At 52.5% G+C, this 21,922-nt stretch carries 22 protein-coding genes; 17 read left to right on the top strand and 5 right to left on the bottom strand.

Annotated elements, in window-relative coordinates; all coding sequences use genetic code 11:
• Positions 1-239: 239 nt before the first annotated feature.
• The 3 genes from NT140_11120 to NT140_11110 all read right to left on the bottom strand — a co-directional run bounded on the left by NT140_11120 (position 240) and on the right by NT140_11110 (position 2,313).
• A complete protein-coding gene (locus NT140_11120; protein ID MCX5832415.1) occupies positions 240-398 on the bottom strand; it encodes a hypothetical protein in 159 nt (52 codons plus the stop codon).
• Between the two features lie 50 nt (positions 399-448).
• Positions 449-1,264 (bottom strand): class III extradiol ring-cleavage dioxygenase, encoded by an 816-nt coding sequence (locus tag NT140_11115; protein MCX5832414.1) that lies wholly within the window; start codon positions 1,262-1,264, stop codon positions 449-451.
• Between the two features lie 206 nt (positions 1,265-1,470).
• On the bottom strand, positions 1,471-2,313 hold the full coding sequence (locus tag NT140_11110; GenBank protein ID MCX5832413.1) for a pirin family protein: 843 nt from the start codon (positions 2,311-2,313) through the stop codon (positions 1,471-1,473).
• Between the two features lie 288 nt (positions 2,314-2,601).
• Here NT140_11110 and NT140_11105 point away from each other — a divergent pair, with 288 nt between their 5' ends.
• Entirely contained in the window at positions 2,602-3,633 is a 1,032-nt protein-coding gene (locus tag NT140_11105) for a TIGR00730 family Rossman fold protein (protein ID MCX5832412.1), read from the top strand.
• Between the two features lie 179 nt (positions 3,634-3,812).
• Here the strand turns inward: NT140_11105 and NT140_11100 are convergent, their stop codons facing one another.
• Complete coding sequence (locus NT140_11100) at positions 3,813-4,142, bottom strand: toxin-antitoxin system HicB family antitoxin (protein MCX5832411.1); 330 nt, start codon at positions 4,140-4,142, stop codon at positions 3,813-3,815.
• Positions 4,126-4,386: a toxin HicA gene (locus NT140_11095; GenBank protein ID MCX5832410.1), complete on the bottom strand. Its 261-nt coding sequence runs from the start codon at positions 4,384-4,386 to the stop codon at positions 4,126-4,128. Before NT140_11095 ends, NT140_11100 begins: the two co-directional genes overlap by 17 nt.
• Before the next feature lie 147 nt (positions 4,387-4,533).
• Here NT140_11095 and NT140_11090 point away from each other — a divergent pair, with 147 nt between their 5' ends.
• The 16 genes from NT140_11090 to NT140_11015 form a co-directional block, all read left to right on the top strand.
• Entirely contained in the window at positions 4,534-5,529 is a 996-nt protein-coding gene (locus NT140_11090) for a radical SAM protein (protein MCX5832409.1), read from the top strand.
• A 26-nt stretch (positions 5,530-5,555) separates the two neighbouring features.
• A complete protein-coding gene (locus tag NT140_11085) occupies positions 5,556-6,938 on the top strand; it encodes a GNAT family N-acetyltransferase (protein MCX5832408.1) in 1,383 nt (460 codons plus the stop codon).
• 186 nt (positions 6,939-7,124) lie between these two features.
• Positions 7,125-7,553, top strand: coding sequence for a Holliday junction resolvase RuvX (gene ruvX / locus NT140_11080; protein MCX5832407.1), 429 nt, complete (start codon positions 7,125-7,127; stop codon positions 7,551-7,553).
• A 48-nt stretch (positions 7,554-7,601) separates the two neighbouring features.
• The gene (gene mltG, locus NT140_11075) at positions 7,602-8,591 is read left to right on the top strand and encodes an endolytic transglycosylase MltG (GenBank protein MCX5832406.1); all 990 of its coding nucleotides are present in this window, start codon (positions 7,602-7,604) and stop codon (positions 8,589-8,591) included.
• 183 nt (positions 8,592-8,774) lie between these two features.
• Positions 8,775-9,221 carry a division/cell wall cluster transcriptional repressor MraZ gene (gene mraZ / locus NT140_11070; GenBank protein ID MCX5832405.1) on the top strand — a complete coding sequence of 149 codons (447 nt, stop codon included), beginning with the start codon at positions 8,775-8,777 and terminating at the stop codon, positions 9,219-9,221.
• Between the two features lie 21 nt (positions 9,222-9,242).
• Positions 9,243-10,175 carry a 16S rRNA (cytosine(1402)-N(4))-methyltransferase RsmH gene (gene rsmH / locus NT140_11065; protein MCX5832404.1) on the top strand — a complete coding sequence of 311 codons (933 nt, stop codon included), beginning with the start codon at positions 9,243-9,245 and terminating at the stop codon, positions 10,173-10,175.
• A gap of 2 nt (positions 10,176-10,177) precedes the next feature.
• Positions 10,178-10,504, top strand: coding sequence for a cell division protein FtsL (ftsL, locus tag NT140_11060; protein MCX5832403.1), 327 nt, complete (start codon positions 10,178-10,180; stop codon positions 10,502-10,504).
• Positions 10,505-10,596: 92 nt separating this feature from the next.
• Positions 10,597-12,582 carry a penicillin-binding protein gene (locus NT140_11055; GenBank protein MCX5832402.1) on the top strand — a complete coding sequence of 662 codons (1,986 nt, stop codon included), beginning with the start codon at positions 10,597-10,599 and terminating at the stop codon, positions 12,580-12,582.
• Between the two features lie 50 nt (positions 12,583-12,632).
• Positions 12,633-14,171, top strand: coding sequence for a UDP-N-acetylmuramoyl-L-alanyl-D-glutamate--2,6-diaminopimelate ligase (locus NT140_11050; GenBank protein MCX5832401.1), 1,539 nt, complete (start codon positions 12,633-12,635; stop codon positions 14,169-14,171).
• Positions 14,172-15,548 (top strand): UDP-N-acetylmuramoyl-tripeptide--D-alanyl-D-alanine ligase, encoded by a 1,377-nt coding sequence (locus NT140_11045; GenBank protein ID MCX5832400.1) that lies wholly within the window; start codon positions 14,172-14,174, stop codon positions 15,546-15,548.
• 58 nt (positions 15,549-15,606) lie between these two features.
• A complete protein-coding gene (gene mraY / locus NT140_11040; GenBank protein MCX5832399.1) occupies positions 15,607-16,686 on the top strand; it encodes a phospho-N-acetylmuramoyl-pentapeptide-transferase in 1,080 nt (359 codons plus the stop codon).
• Between the two features lie 8 nt (positions 16,687-16,694).
• Positions 16,695-18,044 carry a UDP-N-acetylmuramoyl-L-alanine--D-glutamate ligase gene (murD, locus tag NT140_11035; protein MCX5832398.1) on the top strand — a complete coding sequence of 450 codons (1,350 nt, stop codon included), beginning with the start codon at positions 16,695-16,697 and terminating at the stop codon, positions 18,042-18,044.
• On the top strand, positions 18,037-19,140 hold the full coding sequence (gene ftsW / locus NT140_11030; protein ID MCX5832397.1) for a putative lipid II flippase FtsW: 1,104 nt from the start codon (positions 18,037-18,039) through the stop codon (positions 19,138-19,140). The genes murD and ftsW overlap by 8 nt, the downstream gene beginning before the upstream one ends.
• A 3-nt stretch (positions 19,141-19,143) precedes the next feature.
• Positions 19,144-20,253, top strand: a complete 1,110-nt coding sequence (murG, locus tag NT140_11025; GenBank protein MCX5832396.1) for an undecaprenyldiphospho-muramoylpentapeptide beta-N-acetylglucosaminyltransferase — start codon at positions 19,144-19,146, stop codon at positions 20,251-20,253.
• A gap of 23 nt (positions 20,254-20,276) precedes the next feature.
• A complete protein-coding gene (gene murC, locus NT140_11020; GenBank protein ID MCX5832395.1) occupies positions 20,277-21,644 on the top strand; it encodes a UDP-N-acetylmuramate--L-alanine ligase in 1,368 nt (455 codons plus the stop codon).
• A partial coding sequence (locus tag NT140_11015; GenBank protein ID MCX5832394.1) for an FAD-binding protein occupies positions 21,644-21,922 on the top strand: 279 nt, incomplete at its 3' end. The genes murC and NT140_11015, both read left to right, overlap by 1 nt.

Here is a 21,922-nt window from a genome sequence, read left to right as displayed (position 1 = left end):
TACGAATACATTAAAACGATTTTCCTTTAACCCATATCATAGTTATCAAGGTAATGACATGATTGCTTAGATTGATGTTATGCACCTATTCTTCCCCCTCCTATGCAGCTTTGATCCAGTAATCAATGGGCTGAGCCAAAGACCAAATCTGATCACTTGTATTTGCAGTACTCTTTGAAGGGGAATCCTATAAAGGCACTTTCCATCCTTTGACCGACCGGTCAAATATCAGCTTTCTTTCAACATCCCGGCTCACCCGGATGGTTGCAGCAATTCTGAAGCTTGATGATCTTAATAAAATTGTTTCTCAGCAGGAGTTTTAATTTCTTGCCCAAAGGCATCTGAACCTTGAGATTTGCAACAACCGATTCTGCGTTAGGACGATCCATTCTTGTCATCACACCTCCTTTAGCGGGAAGGGAAAAACAGCACCATACGTTTACTTTTTTCATCGCCACAAAAATGCGACCGAGCGCTTGCCCAAAATATAGTCATCAAATATCAGTGTTGCCGGCTTGTTTGCCATAGAGAGACACACATGAAGTGGCAACAAATGCTCTTCCCGGGGGTGACAGTAGCGTGCGGATGGTGCTTTCGACCATTCGATCAGACGTTGTTCACGCTCGGATTGGGAAATTGGACCAATGCATGTCTCGATCAGCCAATTTTGAAAGGCATCATTGGCTGGATCAGGCTCATTAATACCATCCCAAGAAAATGCGTTCATGTTATGGAATGAAAAACCAGATCCGACCACCAGGATATTCTCACGCATCAATTCGCGCATTGCTTTACCAAGAGCTATGTGCATGGTTGGGTTGAGACCGCGCAATAACGAAAGTTGGAGCGACGGAATATCGGCTTGGGGGTACATCAGCTTCAATGGGACAAATAATCCATGGTCAAATCCCCGATGTGAATCGATGTGCGCTGGTATATTATTTTTTCTCAGTAAACCGGTGATTCTCTTCGCAAGCTCAGGGCTGCCAGGGGTTGGGTAAGCGATTGTATAGGCCTCATCTGGGAAACCGTAATAATCGTAAAACATGGGAGGGTTTTGTGCTCCTAAGAGTGTTGCTGTGCTTTCTTCCCAATGAGCGCTGATGACAAGAATAGCATTTGGTTTCTTGAGCCGCGACGGAAGGTGTAACATGAAATCCACCATCGCTTTGTGGCTAGAGTCTCCGAGAATGGGCAAGGGACCTCCACCATGGGAGAGATAGACAATTTCGGCATTATTCCGAGCATTGTTTTGATTCAGCATCGTTGATTAAATCACACTGAAAAATGTGCGCCTTTCATACTCCCTGCTCTTGCCCGATTGGTCATGGCAAAGATTAGTATTTGCAGCCAAGTTAGTCCGGGGCCTGAATAAATGACACGTGATACCATCTGCAACTACTCAGTATCGTGAATTCATCCGCTCGACATCGTGTATGGCTCTCACAACAATTCGCCTGTCGTCTGCTATTATGTTCGGATAAAGGTGCCGTTGTCCATGTCGGTAAATGCCTGTTCCAACTCCTCCCTCGTATTCATTACGATGGGGCCACCCCAAGCGATCGGTTCCCGCAGCGGTCTACCAGCGAAAAGTAAAAAGCGTATGCTCTTTGGCCCCGCTTGCACAACAAATTCATCACCTTCGCCAAAGAGGACAGCCCGGTGGCTTTCCACCTGCGTCGCTAAGGCATCAAAAAATCCACCGCCTTCCACAATGTAGATGAACAGGGTTGTTGCGCCATCCACCGGCAGGCGCCATCCGGAACCCGGGTTCAAGGCAACATCCAGCATTAGGGCTTGCACATAATCACCCTGGGTTACGCCCTGCACGTTGCCATAGGCTCCAGAGATCACACCCACTGTACCGCTCTCTTCTTGCACCTTGGGAATCCGGTCCGCGGTAATATCGCGATATTGCGGCTGGGTCCATTTATTCTTGCGCGGCAAGTTTAACCAGAGCTGAAGTCCTAACATCCGCTCCGCGGGTTGTGGCATTTCCTGGTGGATGATTCCGCTCCCTGCGGTCATCCACTGGCAGCCTCCGTTCAGAATGTGGCCCTTATTGCCCAAACTGTCGCCATGCTCAATGTCACCGGTAATCAGATAGGTCACCGTTTCAATGCCTCGGTGGGGATGCCATGGAAAACCTTTAATATAATCTGCGGGATTTCGAGAATCAAAAGCATCCAGCATCAGAAATGGATCGAATTCTTCAACATCCGCACGGCCGATTACACGAACCAGTTTGACGCCAGCTCCATCCTCCTGATGCGATCCGGTCACGATCCTGCGAACTTCCCTTGTTTTGCCCATACGCTGCTCCTATCGGTCATAAAGGTCCTGTTTGTCCATCTGGGAAATACGGAAAGCGGTTTGGAGATCAAGACTTAGCCACGTTCATTATACGCATGTTTCGATCCGTATTCAACAAAATGCTGAGCCTATCCTGAATCAACATTTGTATTTGAAACCCTTTCTCTGCAGGTTAGCCGGTGCTGCTTTATCCAAGTTTTATGGAAGCGATCTTCTTTCTTCCTCGACAATAACACAAAAAGAGTTTAAATACCTTCCATTAGGAAAAATAAGGAGCGTCCAGAAGCTATGAAAATTAGTTTTTCGAAGAATAACGGCCCACTTGACAAACTCATAGAACAATTAATGGAAACCGCCGATGGCATAAAGAGACCTGAATATGTCCGCGAGATGATCATTACCTCTCTTAAGGCCGGGCAGGAAAACGAGGAGACAAGAAACCTCAAGCTTATGAATACCACGCTGAAGGAGATGAGGTTTACTGCCAAGACCTTTGGCCCCTACCGGAACACACGCAAGGTGACAGTGTTCGGTTCAGCGCGTACACCGCATGACAACCCTATTTACGAAATGGCAAAGCTCTTCGGAAAAAAACTTGCTGAGGCGGGATACATGGTTATCACCGGTGGTGGAGGAGGCATCATGCAGGCAGTAAACGAGGGAGCCGGCTCCGAGCATTCTTTTGGCGTAAATATCCGCTTGCCGTTTGAGCAGAAGGCAAATCCGGTTGTAGAAGGTAACCCACGGCTCATCACGTACAAATATTTCTTCAACCGCAAGGTTGCGTTCCTGCAACAATCCGATGCCGTAGCTCTCTTTCCAGGCGGATTCGGCACACTCGACGAGGCCATGGAGACGCTGACTCTATTGCAAACCGGCAAACACAATCCCCTGCCGCTTGTATTAGTGGACGATCCGGATTGTTCATACTGGACGCAAATTATCAAACTTATCGAGGAAGAACTTCTGGCAAGCAACTATATCAACCTGTCGGACCTTAAACTCTTTGATCGGGTCTGTTCCGTGGATGATGCAGTGGAAAAAATTCAGCATTTTTATCGCCGGTATCATAGCATCCGGTATGTCCATAACCAACTTGTGATCCGGCTCTTGACACCGCTCAGCCAGGATGACATCCGAAAGTTGACAGACCAGTTTCACGATATATTACTGCCTGGGGGAAGCATCATTGCATCTGGGGCATTGGGAGCTGAAATGGATGACGAAGATGTTATTCACCTACCGCGGCTTGTTATTGATTTTAACCGCAGGGATTTCGGCAGACTCAGGAGTTTCATCGAGGCAATCAATGATTTTTAATAATGGTTTCATCTCGGTAAGAGATAGGTAATAGCAATTCACGAAGGAGCGTTTGCCCCCGATTCTCCCCCAATAATGCCTTCTTTCATCCCGTACTCGTTAAGATACCTGGATAACCAAAATTGCAACTTTGTATTTGCATTGAATTTGAAATATTATTGAACAAATAGGTATTTACATTACCGGCTTAGCTTCGCTCCAACTATACGGTTTAAGCTGACGCCAGATTCCGATGCCTGAATTGCAAGATTCCGGTGAATATCAGGAGGGACACGAACCATAAATTTACCGCTATATCTTTTACAGGCTATCGGTTGAGGGATTTCTTCGCCGGTATGCGTCATATCGTTGATAACACTCTCAATGGTCTTACGTATACCCTTCAAGGCCGACTCAGGCGTCTTATCCAACCAGCTCAGGCTCGGAAATTCGGTGCATAAACCAACATATTCCTGATCATCATCAGACCAGGTTACGCGATATGTATAACGATCATTTTCCAATGGCATTTTCAACCTCCAACTTGTCAATAGCCAAAAGTACCTGTTTTACTTGGTAGGCCTTGGCCTTGCCCTTATTATTCTGTATGTTAATCCGTGGATCTCCTTGCCATGGCGTTTTGTATACATGGTGACTTCCGTCCTTTTGGCGTGCTTGCCCGAAATAAAAAATACAGACCTTGCTTATGTCAGCAAACCGAACGTCCGCAGGGTTATTTTTCATATGTATAAGAATATCTTCAACCTTGGCCATATTTTTGATAGTATCAATATTGATATTTGTGTCAAGTATTTTTTTGGTTGCGACGAAGTATTTGACAGCGGGCAATCTTTCTTATAGCATTCCCAAATATACCGGGGCGGAAACTGTTCCGGGAAAATATTTTTTAATGAGGCAGAAATGGAGAACAGTCCTATCTTACTAAAAGGAAACGGTGATTTTACCGCCGAGCAGTTTCTGGAAGTCATGCAGGGGGAGGACGATGCGCATCAGCTCCTTTCTTTAGGGCTGACCACGGCCCCAGGCTGCAATATGCGTTGTGTGTACTGCTACAACGAAGGGGGCAGCCGGGAGGCGGGAAACCCCATCAAGGGACGCATGACCCTGAAAGACTACGAGAAGTCCATCCGTCAAGCGGCCGCCATGGGAGCGCAATCGGTAATTATGGTCGGTGTGGGTGAGACCATGATGGACAAACATTTCCGTAAAATAGTGGAACTTACCAGCGCCAGGGGCATGATTCCGCTTATTTTTACCAACGGCACCCTGCTCGACAGGGATACGGCCGATTTTCTTTATCAGTGCCAGGCCACTATCTATCTGGCCTTGGACAGCATCCGCGAGGAGACGTTCAATCTGATTACCCGGTCGGAGGGCTTTTTCACTGACGTGATGCGGGGGATTGATAATTGCCTGGCGGCGGGCTTCGGTAAAATAACCACCCGCAATGGCCATCAGATAACCGATTTTGCCGTCAATACTATGGTCATGAAATTGAACGTGGACCAGATTGCGGAAATTGAAGAGTTCTGCCGGGCGAAAAATATGCTTTTTACCTGCCGTTTCCCGGAAAAAATAGGAACGGCCGCTGATCTCTGGGACGTTTTGATTGCCCCGCAGCCGGAAGAGGAGGTCAGAATGCGGGAGTTGGCGAAACAGCACTCGCTGGGCAACGAAGTCTTCAGCACCGATTTCGGGTGCCTTTTCTGGATCGTCGGCGTGCTCCTCGGGGTAGACGGACAGGCCCGGCTATGCTATTCGCTGAACCAGAGGATAAATTTAGGCAACATCAAGACCGAAAGTCTGCGGGAAATCATCAGCAAAAAACGGAGCTCCTACCCGCATAATGCTGATTCTTTTTGTCCGATTCATCTGGACACGATCATCCCGGTATAACGAAAGGAGCAGCGGGAAATTTAACAATGGAGATTATTGCCTATCCCAGCCCCTTGCCCGCCCAGTGGATGGCTCCCGGTTCCTTTCTGGATCGCAACCCCAACATGTCCTACCTGCTGGCGGCAGGCGAGCACGCGTTGCTCGTTGATGCGTGCAGCAATATCGCTGCCGTGCTGAATGATTTGCAGCAACGGCGCCTGCAGTTGGATGCACTGCTGATTACCCATCATCATCAAGACCATACCTTTGCGCTCAAGGATTGGCTCCGGGAATTTCCCGACCTGTCCATTGGCGTGCACTTTTTATCGGTCAGCGCCCTGGCGGCAGCCGGGGTCAAGATTAAACAGCTTTTCCCGCTCATAGACGGCCTGAAACTTAAATTGGAAGGCGAAACGCTCCGAATGATTGCCGCGCCCGGACATACCCGTGATTCCCTGTGTTTCTGGGATGAAAAAGGACAAAATCTCTTCACGGGCGACGTGATCTTCGGCGGCGGCATCGGCTGCACCGATTATAACGGGGGCGGCAACCGGAATGTCTTTTACCAGACCATCGTCCAGTTGCTGAAAATGCTTCCCGAGACCGCCCATCTCTATCCGGGACATCGCTCCGAACATCATCAGACGCCGCCGCCTTATGAGCTTAGCGCGGAAATAATCAGCAACCCCTACTTAGCTAATGCCTTGGCAGGCAAGCGGGGTAATTTTGACCGGGCCTTGAAATATTTTTCCCTGGAATTTGAAACTGCCGAAGCGGTGCTCCTGGATGAGTCGTCCCTGGATGACATCTGCGAACTGGAACAAGAAATCTGGATACCCCCCATGCAGGCTTCCCGCGAGGTCATACAGGAAAGGTTGCATCATGGTCACAAGTTGCTGACCATCAAGGACGAAAAGGGCCTGCCGGGTATGGTCGGATGGTGTTATTCGCCCTTTAGCCGCGCTGACGGCCCGGATGGTTTCCCGAAAAGCTTTCGGCAATTTTCCAATTGTAAATCCTGCTGCGCCGATAATGCCCGCTCCGCCTTTATCTACAATGTGGGCGTAAAACCAAACCGCCGCCGCCAGGGCACGGGCAGCCTGCTGCTTCAGGAAGTATTTGAAAAAATTAGGAAAGCTGGTATCTTCGAAGTTTTTATTGACAGCCGCATGGCTTCCTATAACGGCAGCACGCAGTATGACCAGGAGAAAGTCCCCCGGAACGAAGTTTTCCGGAAAGCTGTGGACCAGTACTTCTCAACAGGCCGGCTGCCAGAAACGGCAGTGCTGGCCTCCGATCCGGCGGTCAGCTTTTACATGAGAAACGGTCTAACGCCCTGGATTATCAGGCCGGATTTTATCCCCGATGATCCGAGCGGCAATATGCGTGTTATCTGCTATGCCAACCTGGACCAGGAAGGGCCGCTTTAAATGTTGGACTCTTTTTTGATGCGTAGGTAATCAGTGCGAATGGTGTGAAATAATAAACTTTAAACAGCGATATCTATCTGTTGCAATGAGCCAGCTATGCCAAGGTTGCTCAAATAAACTCCGGTACGGATAATCTGCCCGTTGAAATTGTTGATTCCGATAAACGGGATAGGGGTGGCTGTGAAAATGAGGGTGCTTGGGCTTGATTATGGGGAAAAGAGGATAGGGGTTGCAGTCTGTGATGAGCTGGGCGTGACGGCTCAGGGGCTGGGCGTGATCGCGAGGAAAAACAGGAAGCTGGATTTGGCAGCCATCGCTAATTATGTTCAAACCTACGGCGTGGAAAGGATTATCATCGGCTATCCGCTGCGTCTTGATGGCACGGTCGGCATCCAGTGTGAAAAGGTGGATCGTTTTATCCATGCCCTGACGTCCCGGTTTTCCATCCCCATCATCAGATGGGACGAGGCATTAACAACCAAGGACGCCGAAGAAATTCTTCGATCATGCAATGTCCGGGCGAAGAAGAGAAGGGCCGTGGTTGATAAAATAGCGGCCGGCATGATTCTGCAGGGCTATCTTGATGCGTCTGCCCGGCAGACAGAAATTATCTAATCGAAGTATAATCAAATGAAAATGCTTAATATAACAAGGAAAAAAAGATTGTACGTCTTGTTTTTTCTGCTGCTCATTCCTCTTTTTTCGTGTTTGTCATTGCTAAATTATGCGGCCAGTCCCCTGGGCGAAAGTCATGTCCCGCATACGATTGCTATCCCGAAGGGGACAAGCTTCAGCAGGATCGTGGATATTCTGGATGAGGCCAGCCTCGTAAAGCACCGGCGGCTTTTTTACCTGCTGGCTTTTTCGCAGCATGCCGCCGGTCACATCAGGGCCGGTGAATATGAACTGGCAAGTTCCATGACGCCGCTGGCAATTATCAAAAAAATGGTCCGCGGAGAAATCATTGAATACCCCGTCACCTTTCCGGAAGATTGGACGATCAAGGAATTTGCGGCCCGGCTGGCATCAAAGAATCTTGTAGATGAAAAGATTTTTATGCGCCTTGCCGTTGATCGCGACTTCCTGACCTCTCTCGGCATAGAGGGTTCCAGCCTGGAAGGCTTTCTTTACCCCGATACTTATCGTTTTGACCGGTCCATGGAGGTCAGGGAGATCATCCAGATAATGGTCTCCCAATTCTGGAAAAAAGTTACGCCGAAAATGCAGGACCGCGCCCGGGAATTAGGATTCACTCTCTCAGAGTTCATAACCCTGGCCTCCATGATCGGGAAGGAATCGGGATATAGCGAGGAAAAACCGCTTATAGCGGCAGTTTTCCACAATCGGCTCAAAAAAGGAATGAAGCTGCAGAGCGATCCCACCGCCGTTTATGATCTGCTGAGTTCTAACGTTACCATCACCAGGAATGACCTCCATAATAACAACGTATACAACACCTACCGCATCAGCGGATTGCCCCCGGGTCCCATTGCCAATCCCGGGATAGATTCTCTCCAGGCGGTCCTTCATCCGGCGGCGGTTAGGTATCTTTTTTTTGTGTCCAGAAAAGACGGCACCCACCAGTTCTCGGAAAATTTTGCCGGCCACAACGAGGCCATCTCCAGGTATCAGAACCGTAAAGAAAAAGAATAGCACTAAGGGTTTCAGCAATAAAAACTTCCCCCATTACTTGCACTCGTATCTAACTTCCTAAATCATTTACATTAAATATTTATATTTTTATAAATTTTTTATAAATTTTTCTTGACAAACGGGATTTCCCCCTCTATAGTCGCCTCAAAGTGGAGGAAAGTGGTTTATTGTGGAGGAAGTTCCGTGTCCCTGTTCCGAGGTCAATACTACCATACCATAGATGATAAGGGTAGAATCATCTTCCCGGCCCGGCTGCGCGAGGTGTTTGCCGATAATTACGACGGCCGCATGGTCATTACGAACTGGGACGGGTATCTGATGGTGTTCCCCTACGATGAGTGGCGCGTGATTGAAGAGAAGGTCAGGCAGCTTTCCCTGCTGAAAAAGGAAGTGCGCGCCTTCCAGCGGTTTTTCATGTCCGGCGCCGTTGATTGCACCTTTGACAGTCAGGGCAGAGTCCTGATTCCGCCCAGCTTGAGGGAGTATGCGCAGTTAGAAAAAGATATTGTCCTGGCCGGCATGCTGAACGTCATTGAAATCTGGAGCAAGGAGCGTTTCGAAGGCGAAATACAAAAAGCGGCCAGCAATCCGGAAAGTTTCAGTGAATATATGACGAACCTGGGCATTTAAGAAACAAATGGCAAATGATGGATGACATTTCACGAGCCGGTCATGATCAAGGAAGTTGTGGAATCTCTCCGCTGCAGAGCGGGCGGTGTTTACGTTGACGGTACGGTGGGCGGCGGCGGGCATGCCTTGGAAATCCTGGAGCAGTCGGCGCCCGAGGGGATGCTGATCGGTATTGACCGGGACGAGGAAGCACTTGCGGAAGCTGAAAGCAGGCTAAGTGGTTTTGGTCGCCGGAAGATTCTGGTCAAGGGTAATTATGTGGACATCGCCGCTATCCTGGCCGGGTTGAAGATAAAATGCGTGGATGGGATTCTTCTGGATCTGGGCGTTTCTTCGCACCAGTTGGAAGAAGCGGGGCGTGGTTTCAGCTTTACGCAGGAGGGGCCACTCGACATGCGGATGGACAGCTATCAGGGTTTTACCGCCGGCGATCTGGTCAACAATTTTGCGGAAAGTGAATTGGCCAGGATCATCAGGGATTATGGCGAGGAGAGAATGGCCGGAAGGATAGCCAGGGCCATCGTGCGGAAAAGGTCGAGAGCGCCCATTACGACTACCACGGAGCTGGCCGCCATCGTTCGTCAGGCAGTGCCGGCGGCATATGACAGGCAAAGAATCCATCCGGCTACGCGGACTTTTCAGGCCATCAGAATTGCCGTTAACGACGAATTGACTGATCTTCCCCGGGCTATCGAAAGCGGGATAGGAGTCTTGGCCGGCGGCGGCCGGTTTTCCATTATTGCCTTCCATTCTTTAGAAGATCGAATCGTAAAAAATGAGTTTCGCGGGCGGGAAGGTGCTTGCATCTGCCCGCCCCGTTTGCCGGTTTGCATTTGTCAACGTAAGGCCGTGCTTAAAGTGCTGACGAAAAAGCCTTTGCGTCCCGGCCCGGAAGAATTAGCCGGTAATCCGCGGGCACGGAGCGCCCGGCTCAGAACGGCGGAGAGGATTTGAGCATGGCGACGGCAGTGCATACCATAGATAACGTACATGATGGCGGCCGATTGGTTTTCGGGCTGAAACAGGTTCCCTTCCTCATGGTGATCTGTGCCGTGATGTTGCTGCCCCTGTTTTATGTCTGGCCCCATATACGCATGACTGAGCTGGAGTACAAGGTTGCCGAGGAAATGGGTAACAGACAGCGGCTGCTGGAAGAAAGAGAAAAGCTGAAAATCGAACATGCCACGTTGAAATCACCGCAGCGTATTGAAACCATTGCGAGAGAAAAATTGCAGATGACCTACCCGGAAAGAGAACAGTTGGTTAACTTGAAATCCCCATAGAGGGGGTAAGTAAGTTAGTGAATTTGCAAAGAAAGCAAATTCTAACTTACTAATAGCGGCCGTCCGGACGGTTTTCAATATTGGGCAACATAATGGACAAGGCATCAAAGAAATGGTTGAACTTCAGAACGCTTTTCTTGCTCATGTTCTTTGTGGTGCTTTTTGTCGCGTTGGTATCAAGGGCGTTCCAACTGCAGATTCTTTCGGCCAAGTACCTGCAGACACTGGCCAAGAAGCAGCATACGAAAGTTCTGCTCGTGCAACCGGAGCGGGGCGTCATCTACGATCGCAATGGCACCAAGCTCGCGGCAAGTCTGCTGGCCGGGTCCGTTTTTGCCGACCCGTCGAAAATTAACAATCCACGGCAAACGGCGGAAAATATATCCACCCTCCTCAATATTGATAAAAAGGCCACCCTGGAAAAAATTTCCCGCGCCAAGAGTTTCTGCTGGCTGGCCAGGAAGGTTCCGCCCGGGACCATAGAAGCAGTCGAAGCCGCCAATATCCCGGGTATTTTTGTCGTCAAAGAGCCCAAGCGTTTTTATCCCAACGGCACCCTGGCCGGTCACCTGCTGGGATTTGTGGGATTGGACGATACGGGCCTGGAAGGGCTTGAAAGCGGGTTTGAAGAGTATCTCAAAGGCAGTCCTGTCAAGCTGACCGTGTTGCAGGATGCCAAGAGGAAAACAATTTATGCCTCCGGTGGAGATGCTCCCGCCGCACAGGGGGACAGTGCCAATCTAATACTTACGATAGACAGTCGTATCCAGCATCTGGCCGAGACGCAACTCAAGGAGGCAGTGCAGAATAAAGGCGCCAAGGGAGGCGTGGTCATTGTCATGGATACCCGCACGGGCGAAATATTGGCCATGGCCAATGAGATGGGGTTCGATCCGAATACTTTTTCGGCCTCAAGCGCCGGTGCCGGAAAAAACAAGGCCATCACCGATTGCTTTGACCCGGGTTCGACGTTTAAACCTTTTACCGTGGCCGGAGCGCTCGAGGAGGGAGCCGTTAAGGAAACGGATCTTGTTAATTGCGAAAACGGGAATTATAAAGTGGCGGACCGCGTGATCCATGAGGCAAAACGGTCCCGGCACGGGATACTCACCGTTCATGATGTCATCAAATACTCCAGCAATATTGGGGCGGCCAAAATAGCCGAGAGACTGGGCAAGGAGAAATTTTACGAGTATATTACCAAGTTCGGGTTCGGTCTCAAGACCGGGATTGACCTCCCCGGGGAGTCGCCGGGGCTCCTCCGACCGGTACAAAAGTGGACCAAGGTTGACGCCACCACGATCGCCTTCGGTCAGGGCATATCCGTCACGCCTATCCAGTTGCTTGCCGCTCTGTCGGCCATTGCCAATGACGGCGTGCTGATGAAGCCGTTTGTCGTGCGGGCGATTGTGGATAGAAAGGGAGAGATAATCAGGGCCTACCGTCCCACCGTGGTCAGACGGGTGATCTCCTCCTCGACAGCAAAACGGCTGGCGGCCATCCTGAAAGATGTGGTCGGGGCCGAAGACGGGACGGGGAAAAATGCCCGCATCGCCGGCATGGAGGTGGCCGGGAAAACAGGTACGGCACAGAAATTTGATTTTGCCCGGCATATCTATTCCTCTCAGAAGGTCCGGACATCTTTTATAGGATTTTTCCCGGCCGACAAACCCCAACTGGCCATTCTGGTTATGCTTGATGAACCGCAGCGGGGCATGTGGGGGGGCGTAGCCGCGGCTCCCGTTTTTAAGAATATCGGTGAGCAGATCATTACCTGCTTCCGTAATCCCCTCCGGGAAAATGCGCTTCCCCTGCCCAAGGAAGAACTTAAAGCAACGGGCCTCCAGTTGGTATCCACTCGCTCAGTGGTTATGGAACCAGGATCAATTGTTACGGAGGAGACCGAGTCTGTGATGCCCGATTTCCGCAACATGACGATCAGAGATGTCCTGAAAGCGGCGCGCGGGAGAGGAATCGAGATCAAGGCGCAGGGAACCGGCTGGGCTGTAAACCAGGAACCGTCAGCAGGCACGCCGATAGGCGATTTTCCTGTCTGTACGATTTCTTTTGCTAATTGATGGGCAGGGGCGGGTTTGAAACCCGCCCCTACGATTTGATAAGGATTGCCGTGAAACTATCACACCTCCTGGAAAATATTGATGTCCTCAAAATCAAGGGTGAAGCGGGGGGTGATGTTTTATCTGTCTGTTATGACTCGAAAAATTGCGGCCGTGGTTCTCTTTTTGTGGCCATTTCCGGTCTGAGCAGAGACGGTCATGATTTTATTCCTGAGGCGGTGGCCGGCGGGGCCGGTTATATCCTCCATGAAAACGACTTTATCCCGCCCCCGGGGGTGACGGCCGTCGAGGTGGCCAATTCCCGCCGCGCTTTAGGCATCCTGGGCAAAAATTTTTATCGGCATCCCTCGGCGGAACTCTGTCTCGTCGGCGTTACGGGAACTAACGGCAAGACGACCGTAACCTACCTGCTGGAGGCTGTCTTCCGGGCGGCCGGTTACCGCACCGGCGTGCTGGGGACGGTAAATTATCGTTATGCAGACAAGGTATTCCCGGCGCCGAATACGACTCCGGAGTCCTTCGAATTGCAGAAGATCCTGCGGGAGATGGCGGATCAGGGTGTTACCCACGTGATTGCCGAGGTTTCATCGCATGCCGTGGATTTGCGGAGAGTGGACGATTGTGAGTTCGCGCTGGGCATTTTTACGAATCTTTCGCAGGACCACCTCGATTATCACCAGACCATGGAAAATTACTTTCAGGCCAAGCTGCGGTTTTTCCGGGAAATCCTGCCCGCCGAGGGGAAGCGGCGTCCCGGTAAAATGATTGTGAACGGTGATGATCCCTGGGGACAAAGAATACTTAAAGAGACCAACCGGTCCCAGCTGACGTTCGGATTGCAGCATGGCAATGATGTGCGCGCAGAAATTGTTTCGCTGACGGCGGAAGGCATAAGGGCGATCATCCACAGTGAACTAGGCACCCTGGCCATATCCTCCCCGTTGAGCGGCCGATTCAATCTCTACAATGTGCTGGCGGCTGTCGCTGCGAGCATGGTTCTGGGCGTGCCCGCAGATTGCATCAGGGGTGGCATTGCAGGGTTGACGGGCGTACCCGGCCGCCTGCAAAGGATCAGCCGGCGGTCAGAACCAGCCGTTTTCGTTGATTACGCCCATACTCCCGATGCCCTGCTGCGCGTGCTCCAGAATCTCGTGGAATTCCGCCGCGGCAGGATCATTACTGTTTTTGGTTGTGGGGGCAACCGGGACCGCGGTAAAAGGCCACTGATGGGAAGCGCTGCCACCGCTAATAGTGATGTGACGATCATCACCTCCGATAACCCCCGGGGGGAAGACCCTCTGCAGATCATCAGTGAGATCGAGGCGGGAGTAGATGGGAAATCGGTGCGCAAGTGTCTGCCGGAAGAGATATCCGCTGCCGGAGGGGACAAAAGTTACACCCTGCTGCCGGATCGGCAAAAAGCCATTGAGCTGGCTGTGCGCCTGGCCGCCCCTGACGACACCATCCTGATTGCCGGCAAGGGCCATGAGGATTATCAGATCGTCGGCAGTAATCGTTTCCCCTTTGATGACCGCCTGGTGGCCAGAGAGGCGTTGGATGTCAGGCGCAACAAAGATTTGAGGTACTAAATGCCCTATTCCGGCCGGGAGATAATAGCGGCGACAAACGGAACCCTGCTTACGGGGGACGCCACTCAGATGTTTGCCGATGTCTCCACCGACACGCGGGAGCAGCAGGCCGGAAAATTGTTTATCCCCCTGCCGGGGCCGAGGTTTGACGGACATGATTTTATCCCGGCGGCCGTCAGAAGCGGGGCTGCGGGTCTGCTGATCAGGGAGGGTGAAGAATACCGGTTGAATGAGATTGCGGGGCAGACGGCTCTGACGGTTATCAGTGTGCGGGATACGTTGGCCGCCCTCGGGGATGTAGCCCATTTCTGGAGAGAAAAATTTCCCATTCCCGTGGTGGCTATTACGGGGAGCGCCGGCAAAACAACGACGAAAGAAATGACCGCCCAAATCCTGGGGCAAATCAAAAATACGCTGCAGACGGAAGGCAATTTTAACAATCTCGTGGGGTTGCCTCTGACACTGCTCAGGCTCAGGCAGGCGCATGAGGTGGCTATCGTAGAAATGGGAACCAATGTCCCGGGTGAAATAGGACGATTGAGCCGCCTGGCTGCCCCGGATGTGGGGCTGATTACCAACATCGGCCCGGCGCATCTGGAGGGGCTGAAGTCTGTTGCCATGGTAAAGGAAGAAAAGGGAGAACTTTTCCGTCAGCTCGCGGAGAGCGGCACGGCGGTCGTCAATGTTGACGATGAGGCGGTGCGGGAGTTGGCCGCGCGCCGGTCAGGCCGGCGTGTTACCTATGGGCTGCGGGGCAAGGCCGATGTAGCGGCGGCAGATGTGACCATGAGCCGGCAAGGACTGGGTTTCACCCTGACCATCGGATCGGACAAGGGCCGGGTCGAGATGGCCGCGGCGGGGACCCATAACTTGATGAATGCTTTAGCCGCGGCGGCAATAAGCAGTGCTCTTTCAATCCCGCTGGATGTTATCCGCCAGGGGCTTCAGTCTTTTAAGCCTGTACCAGGGAGGATGGAAATAATCCCTCTTAAAAACGGCGGTTTCCTGATTGACGATTCCTACAATGCCAATCCGGTTTCCGTCCGGGAGGCATTGATGACGTTGCAGAAGCTGCGAGCGGACCGCCGTGGTACGGTGATCCTCGGAGATATGCTGGAATTGGGTGGGCAGACAGAGGCATGGCACGAGGAAATCGGCGGCCTGCTGGCGACGACAGGCGTGGATCGCCTGTTCCTCCGGGGCGCTTTTGCGCGGATGACGGCGGCGGGAGCAAAAAAAAGAGGCCTGTCTCCGGCCTGCATTTTTTTCCCGGCAACGTCGAAGGATATTGTGGCTGAACTTAGCTCCTCCTGGCAAAAAGGTGAATGGCTGCTCGTTAAGGGGTCACGAGCCATGAAGATGGAAGAAGTTGTCTAGGGAATAAGTGCCGAATTCGGCCGGGCAGACGCAGGGCAGTAAAATTTGAAGGTGTAAAATGCTTTACCACTTATTATATCCATTGCACACCGCCTATTCGTTTTTCAACGTCTTCAGATATATTACGTTCCGGACGATCTATGCGGCCATTACTGCCCTTATCATCTGCTTTGTTGTCGGTCCCTGGATGATCAACAAATTAAGGTCACTGCAAGTTGGTCAGACGATCCGGGAGGATGGTCCGCGCTCCCACCTTTCCAAAAAAGGCACCCCGACCATGGGGGGCATTCTCGTCATCTTTGCCATTGTCATCTCCACGCTGCTCTGGGCCAATCTGCTTGACGATTATATCTGGTTTGTCATTATGGTAACCGTCGGTTACGGACTTATCGGCTTTATGGACGATTACCGGAAACTCACCTCCGGCAGCAGTTGCGGTATTTCCGGGAAAGCAAGGCTCACGGGCGAAATCCTGATTGCTGTTTTTTTCAGCGTCGTGCTTTATCTGAAGCCGGGCTTCACCACGACCGTGACGATACCTTTCTTTAAAACAGTTTTGCCAAATCTGGGTTGGGGGTATGTGCTCCTGTCCACCTTCATCATTGTGGGCACGGCCAATGCCGTGAACCTGACCGATGGTCTCGATGGTCTGGCCATAGGTCCGGCCATTACTTCTTTCATGACCTATCTCCTCTTTGCCTATCTGGCGGGCAACATCAAGATTGCCAATTATCTGCAGATACCTTATATCGCCGGCGTGGGGGAGCTCAGTGTCTTTTGCGGCGCTGTGATCGGCGCCGGCATCGGCTTTCTCTGGTACAACAGCTACCCGGCCGAGGTGTTCATGGGCGATGTCGGCTCCCTTTCTCTGGGCGGGGCCCTGGGGACGATGGCGGTGCTGACCAAGCAGGAGATTCTGCTGGTTATTGTGGGTGGTCTGTTTGTGATGGAGACCTTCTCCGTTATCTTTCAGGTGGGATGGTTCAAACTGTCCCGGGGCCGGCGCATCTTTCGGATGGCCCCCCTGCACCATCATTTTGAGCTGAAAGGATGGGCGGAGCCCAAGGTTATTGTGCGCTTCTGGATCATTTCCATCCTGCTGGCCCTGGTGGCCATCAGTACGTTAAAATTGCGTTAAAGGAAATCATGGACTTATCGGGACGGAAAGTATTGATCATCGGTTTAGGGAAGACAGGACTCGCGACCGTGCGGTTTCTGGCCGGCCGGGGCGCCTCTATCTTCGTGACGGACGAAAAGCCCGCCTCCGAAGTGGAACGTCTGCTGGACGGACAGGATCTGCGCGCCCAAGCGGAAATCGTCGCCTATGATCCCTCCTGTCTGGCCAGGGTTGATCTGGTTGTGCCCTCCCCCGGCGTGCCGCCGTCTAACCCCCTCCTGCAGGAGGCCCTCCGGCGACAGGCGCCGATTATCAGTGAACTCGAACTTGCCTATCGCTTTTTGTCCTGTCCCGTTATTGCCATTACGGGCACCAACGGCAAGACGACCACCACCACTTTAACGGGTAATATCCTGAAAAAGGCGGGGAAGAGGGTATTTGTGGGCGGGAACATCGGGGACCCGCTCATCGGTTTTGCGGCGGGCGCCCAGGATGCCGACTACGCCGTGGTCGAGGTGAGCAGTTTCCAGTTGCAGTGGAGCGAATCTTTTTGCCCGGCCGTGGCGGCGCTGCTCAATACCACCTGCGACCATGTCAATTATCATGGCTCCTTTGATGCCTATCGCCAGGTCAAGGAACGCATCTTCGCCAACCAGACCCGCCAGCAGCTGGCCATCATCAATGCCGCCGAACCATCATCCCGCTTATTGGCGCCGCAGTTGGCCGCCCGGGTGTCTTATTTCAGTTCCACCGCTCCCGTTGACAGGGGCATATATCTGGCGCCGGAAGGGCTCGTTCATGTTTCCGACAACGGAGACCGGGATACCTATCCGCTGGATATGGTGAAGATCCCGGGGCGGCACAATCTGGAAAATGTGATGGCCGCTATTCTGGCCGCCCGCGATTGCGGCGTGTCTCGCTTGGACATTATGGCCGCCATTGCCGATTTCAGGGGGCTGCCGCACCGGATTGAATTTGCGGGCCGGAAAAAGGGGGTGGCCTTCTATGACGACTCCAAGGGCACCAATGTGGACGCCGTCGTGCGGGCGCTGGAGAGTTTTTCCGGGCCCCTTTTTCTCCTCATGGGCGGCCGGGACAAGGAAGGAGATTTTGAGACGCTGGCGCCGCTGCTCAAGGGTAAGGTGCGGGAATTGATTCTGTTCGGCGAGGCCAGAGAGAGGATTGGCCGGGCGCTGGGCGGGATTGTAAAAACCAGCGCGGTCAATACGTTAAAAGACGCAATCCTGACCGCTTACGGACAAGCCGCGGTGGGTGACATTGTTCTTTTGTCGCCCGGGTGCGCGAGTTTTGATGAGTTTTCCGATTACAAGGCGCGGGGTCTCTTCTTTCAGAAAGTGGCAGGTGGTTTAGATGAATAATTTTCCCTCGGTTCCCAGCAAGCATGACACCATTTTGCTGATCGTGACGCTCCTGCTTTTGACCGTCGGGATTACGATGATCTACAGTTCCAGCTCTATCCCGGCCCTGGAGCGATACAAAGACGGGCTGTATTTCCTCAAACGGCAGTTTTTTTACATTCTGCTGGGGCTTATCAGCATGATGATCCTGAGAAAAACATCTTACCAGAAACTTGGCAAATTTGCGTATCTGGGGCTGGGCATTTCTGTGGTCTGCCTGGTACTCCTCTTTGTGCCGCATTTAGGGGTTAAAGTTAACAACGCCACACGCTGGCTGAGGCTCGGACTTTTCAACTTTCAGGTTACCGAATTGGTCAAGGTGGCCATCGTGCTTTTTCTGGCTCATTACTTGGCAAAAAAGGAGATCAACCGCCAGGATTTCAAGCAAGGCTTTCTGATACCGCTGTGCGTGACGTTGTTCATCATGGCCCTGATTCTCCGGCAGCCTGACTTCGGAACGGCGGTAATCATCGGCATGATCATGTTATCCATGCTTTTTCTGTCGGGCGCGAGAATTCGGTATCTGGCTGGGCTTGTGGCCCTGTTGTTGCCTCTGGCGGTCTGGCAGGTGGTACGTTCCGATTACCGCTGGGAGAGATTGAAGACCATGCTCAATCCCTGGAATGATCCTTTGGGCACGGGGTTTCAGATCATTCAGTCTTTTATTTCCTTTGGCGCCGGAGGCCCGTTCGGGGTTGGCATCGGGGACGGCATGCAGAAACTCTATTATCTTCCGGAACCGCATACCGACTTTATCCTGTCCGTTATTGCCGAGGAAGGCGGCTTCATCGCCGTGGCCGTAATTATTTCGCTCTTTGTGATTTTCATCTGGCGCGGTTTTGTGATTGCTTATAAAGCCCCTGATCTTTTCGGCACCCTGCTGGCGGCGGGCTTAACCATGACGATTGCCGTGGAGGCCTTTGTGAATATAGCCGGGGTGATGGGTCTGATCCCCGTGAAGGGCTTGGCGCTTCCTTTCGTCAGCTATGGCGGTTCATCGGTGGTAATGAGTCTGGTTGCAGTGGGCATATTGATGAATATATCTTCTTATAGGTGACAGATGGCAGGCAAGGGTTTCAAAGTCATCATTGCGGGAGGCGGGACGGGGGGGCATATTTTCCCCGGAGTGGCTATTGCGGAGGAGTTTATAAAAAGAGAGGCGGCGGCTATCCTCTTTGTCGGCACCGGGAAAAAACTGGAAAAAGACATTCTGGACGGCCTGGGTTTTGACAATTGCGCCATTTTGGTAGCAGGATTCAAAGGCAAGGGGCCCTTGCGGGTTCTTTTGGCCCTGGCAAAACTTCCCGTCAGTATGTGGGAATCATACCGGATTATCAGGAGTTTTCGTCCGCAGCTCGTCATCGGCGTGGGGGGCTACGCCTCCGGTCCGGTGGTGCTTATCGCGCACTTGCTGGGCATCAAGACGGCCGTGGCGGAACAGAATGCCCTGCCAGGGCTTGCCAACCGGATTCTGGGGAAATTCGCCGATCGTATTTTTCTGACCTACCGTGAAACAAAAAAGTGGTTCCCCAAGAAAAGTACGTTCGTCACGGGCAATCCCGTCCGAGCCGATTTTGTAGTGGGCAACAGGGTGGAAAAGGAAGCAGGGAGCAGCTTTACGATCCTGGTTTTTGGCGGCAGTCAAGGCGCCCACGCCATCAACCGGGCGGTCCTGGGAGCTCTTCCGCATCTTTGCGCGGCGGGGCTGAGCATAAGGATTATCCATCAGACGGGCCAGGATGATCTTACTTATGCAGCCGGCGTTTACCGTACCTGCGGGATTTCGGCCGAGGTATTGCCCTTCATCAGGGATATGGCGGCGGCCTATCGCACGGCGGACCTCGTGATTTGTCGAGCCGGGGCCACTTCGCTGGCCGAGATAACGGTGCTCGGGAAAGCTGCCATCCTGATACCGTTCCCCTTTGCCGTGGATGATCATCAGACCAAAAACGCCCTCGAGATGGTCAAGGCCGGGGCGGCCGTGATGATCGAGGAAAAGGGCCTGACAGGCGAGAAAATGGCGGAAACTATCAATCTTTATTATCACCACCGCGACTTGTTGCGGGATATGGAAATAAAATCAGCGGCGCTGGGCAATATCCGGGCGGCGGCCGACATAGTTGATAACTGTCTGGCACTTAGCGGTCATCAGATTGATATAGGCACATGAATAATCATAATAAATTAAGCGGGATGCGACGGAAAGTAAAAAGCATCCATTTTGTGGGCATCGGCGGCATCGGTATGAGCGGGATTGCCGAGGTGCTTATTAATCTCGGCTACGATGTCACAGGTTCCGATCTTGCTGCCACGGATATTACGCAGCGGTTGGCCGGTCTCGGGGCCCGGATTTTTTCAGGCCATCAGGCCGCCAACCTGAGCTCCGCGGATGTGGTGGTGACTTCCACGGCGGTCAAGGCTGACAACCCCGAAGTGCTGGAGGCGCACCGGCGCAACATCCCCGTCATCCCCCGGGCGGAGATGCTGGCCGAACTCCTGAAAATGAAAATGTCCGTGGCCGTATCGGGCAGCCACGGCAAAACAACAACCACTTCCATGATTGCCACGGTGCTGGCCACCGGCGGTTTGGATCCCACCATGGTGATCGGGGGGAAGCTGGCCAGTATCGGCAGCAATGCCAAGATCGGCGACGGTGAAGTCATCGTGGCGGAAGCCGACGAGAGCGACGGATCTTTTCTCAAACTGAGTCCATCGCTGGCCGTAATCACGAATATTGACCTGGAACATCTTGATTATTACCGCGGCATCGAGGAAATTCGCGAGGCCTTTCTCACGTTCGCCAATATCGTGCCTTTTTATGGCGCCACGGTCATCTGTTACGATGATCAGAATGCGCAGACCATATTTCCCCTGATCAAGAGGAGAGTTATTACCTACGGCTTGACCGCCGGGGCGGACTACCGGGCGGAAAATATCGCCTACTTGGGGCGAGGTTCACGCTTTACCGTTTTCTACCGGGATGAATTGCTGGGCGAGATATCCCTCAATGTTCCCGGGTTGTTCAATATCTACAATTCCTTGGCCGCAATCGCCGTGGCCCGGGAATTGGACATGCCCTTCCCGGCTATTGCCGCGGGATTGCTGCGCTTTCTGGGCGTGCACCGCCGTCTGGAGGTGCAGGGTGAGATCGGCGGCGTTACTGTACTCGATGATTACGGCCACCATCCGACGGAGATCAGGGCTACCCTGGCGGCGGTGAGGCAGGCCTGGGGAGGGAGGATCATTGTGGTCTTTCAGCCGCATCGCTATACCAGGACCAGGGGCCTTTTTGAGGAGTTTCTGACGGCCTTTGCCGATGCCGACCTCCTGCTGGTGATGGACATCTATCCGGCCGGCGAGACAGCTATTCCAGGGGTAAGCGCGGCCTTGCTCTGCGCAGGGATAAGAGACCGGGGGCAGAAAAATGCTGTTTATCTTGGCGACTTCGAGGCCGCAGTGGCCTATCTTGAGGAAAATGCCGTGAGTGGGGATGTCGTTGTGACGCTGGGCGCCGGGAGCATCTGGAAAGTGGGGAAGACCTTTCTGGACGGGAGAAGATGATGCTGGATTTGGTTATCCGGGAAAAATTGCGGGAGCTGGTGGCGGGGGATGTGCTTTTCGATGAACCGCTGAGTCGCCATACATCCTTTGGTGTGGGAGGGCCGGCCGATGCCGTTTGTTTCCCCCATGACCAGGAAGAGTTAAAGAATACGATAACCTGTCTTACGAGATACGGGCTGCCGTTTAAACCGCTGGGTAACGGCACCAACATCATCGCGCGGGATGGCGGCTATCGAGGCATAATTGTTTGCTTGAAAAAGCTAAGCGGTATGAGCATG

This window comes from Deltaproteobacteria bacterium, assembly GCA_026388415.1.
GTDB lineage: Bacteria > Desulfobacterota > Syntrophia > Syntrophales > JACQWR01 > JAPLJV01.
This window is presented reverse-complemented; position numbering and strand designations above follow the sequence as displayed.

Bases quoted from the DNA above. Each gene is read 5' to 3' on its own strand.
- NT140_11120 (MCX5832415.1), bottom strand. From the start codon at position 398: ATGACAAGAATGGATCGTCCTAACGCAGAATCGGTTGTTGCAAATCTC.
- NT140_11115 (MCX5832414.1), bottom strand. From the start codon at position 1,264: ATGCTGAATCAAAACAATGCTCGGAATAATGCCGAAATTGTCTATCTC.
- NT140_11110 (MCX5832413.1), bottom strand. From the start codon at position 2,313: ATGGGCAAAACAAGGGAAGTTCGCAGGATCGTGACCGGATCGCATCAG.
- NT140_11105 (MCX5832412.1), top strand. From the start codon at position 2,602: ATGAAAATTAGTTTTTCGAAGAATAACGGCCCACTTGACAAACTCATA.
- NT140_11100 (MCX5832411.1), bottom strand. From the start codon at position 4,142: ATGCCATTGGAAAATGATCGTTATACATATCGCGTAACCTGGTCTGAT.
- NT140_11095 (MCX5832410.1), bottom strand. From the start codon at position 4,386: ATGGCCAAGGTTGAAGATATTCTTATACATATGAAAAATAACCCTGCG.
- NT140_11090 (MCX5832409.1), top strand. From the start codon at position 4,534: ATGGAGAACAGTCCTATCTTACTAAAAGGAAACGGTGATTTTACCGCC.
- NT140_11085 (MCX5832408.1), top strand. From the start codon at position 5,556: ATGGAGATTATTGCCTATCCCAGCCCCTTGCCCGCCCAGTGGATGGCT.
- ruvX (MCX5832407.1), top strand. From the start codon at position 7,125: ATGAGGGTGCTTGGGCTTGATTATGGGGAAAAGAGGATAGGGGTTGCA.
- rsmH (MCX5832404.1), top strand. From the start codon at position 9,243: ATGACATTTCACGAGCCGGTCATGATCAAGGAAGTTGTGGAATCTCTC.
- ftsL (MCX5832403.1), top strand. From the start codon at position 10,178: ATGGCGACGGCAGTGCATACCATAGATAACGTACATGATGGCGGCCGA.
- NT140_11055 (MCX5832402.1), top strand. From the start codon at position 10,597: ATGGACAAGGCATCAAAGAAATGGTTGAACTTCAGAACGCTTTTCTTG.
- NT140_11045 (MCX5832400.1), top strand. From the start codon at position 14,172: ATGCCCTATTCCGGCCGGGAGATAATAGCGGCGACAAACGGAACCCTG.
- mraY (MCX5832399.1), top strand. From the start codon at position 15,607: ATGCTTTACCACTTATTATATCCATTGCACACCGCCTATTCGTTTTTC.
- murD (MCX5832398.1), top strand. From the start codon at position 16,695: ATGGACTTATCGGGACGGAAAGTATTGATCATCGGTTTAGGGAAGACA.
- ftsW (MCX5832397.1), top strand. From the start codon at position 18,037: ATGAATAATTTTCCCTCGGTTCCCAGCAAGCATGACACCATTTTGCTG.
- murG (MCX5832396.1), top strand. From the start codon at position 19,144: ATGGCAGGCAAGGGTTTCAAAGTCATCATTGCGGGAGGCGGGACGGGG.
- murC (MCX5832395.1), top strand. From the start codon at position 20,277: ATGCGACGGAAAGTAAAAAGCATCCATTTTGTGGGCATCGGCGGCATC.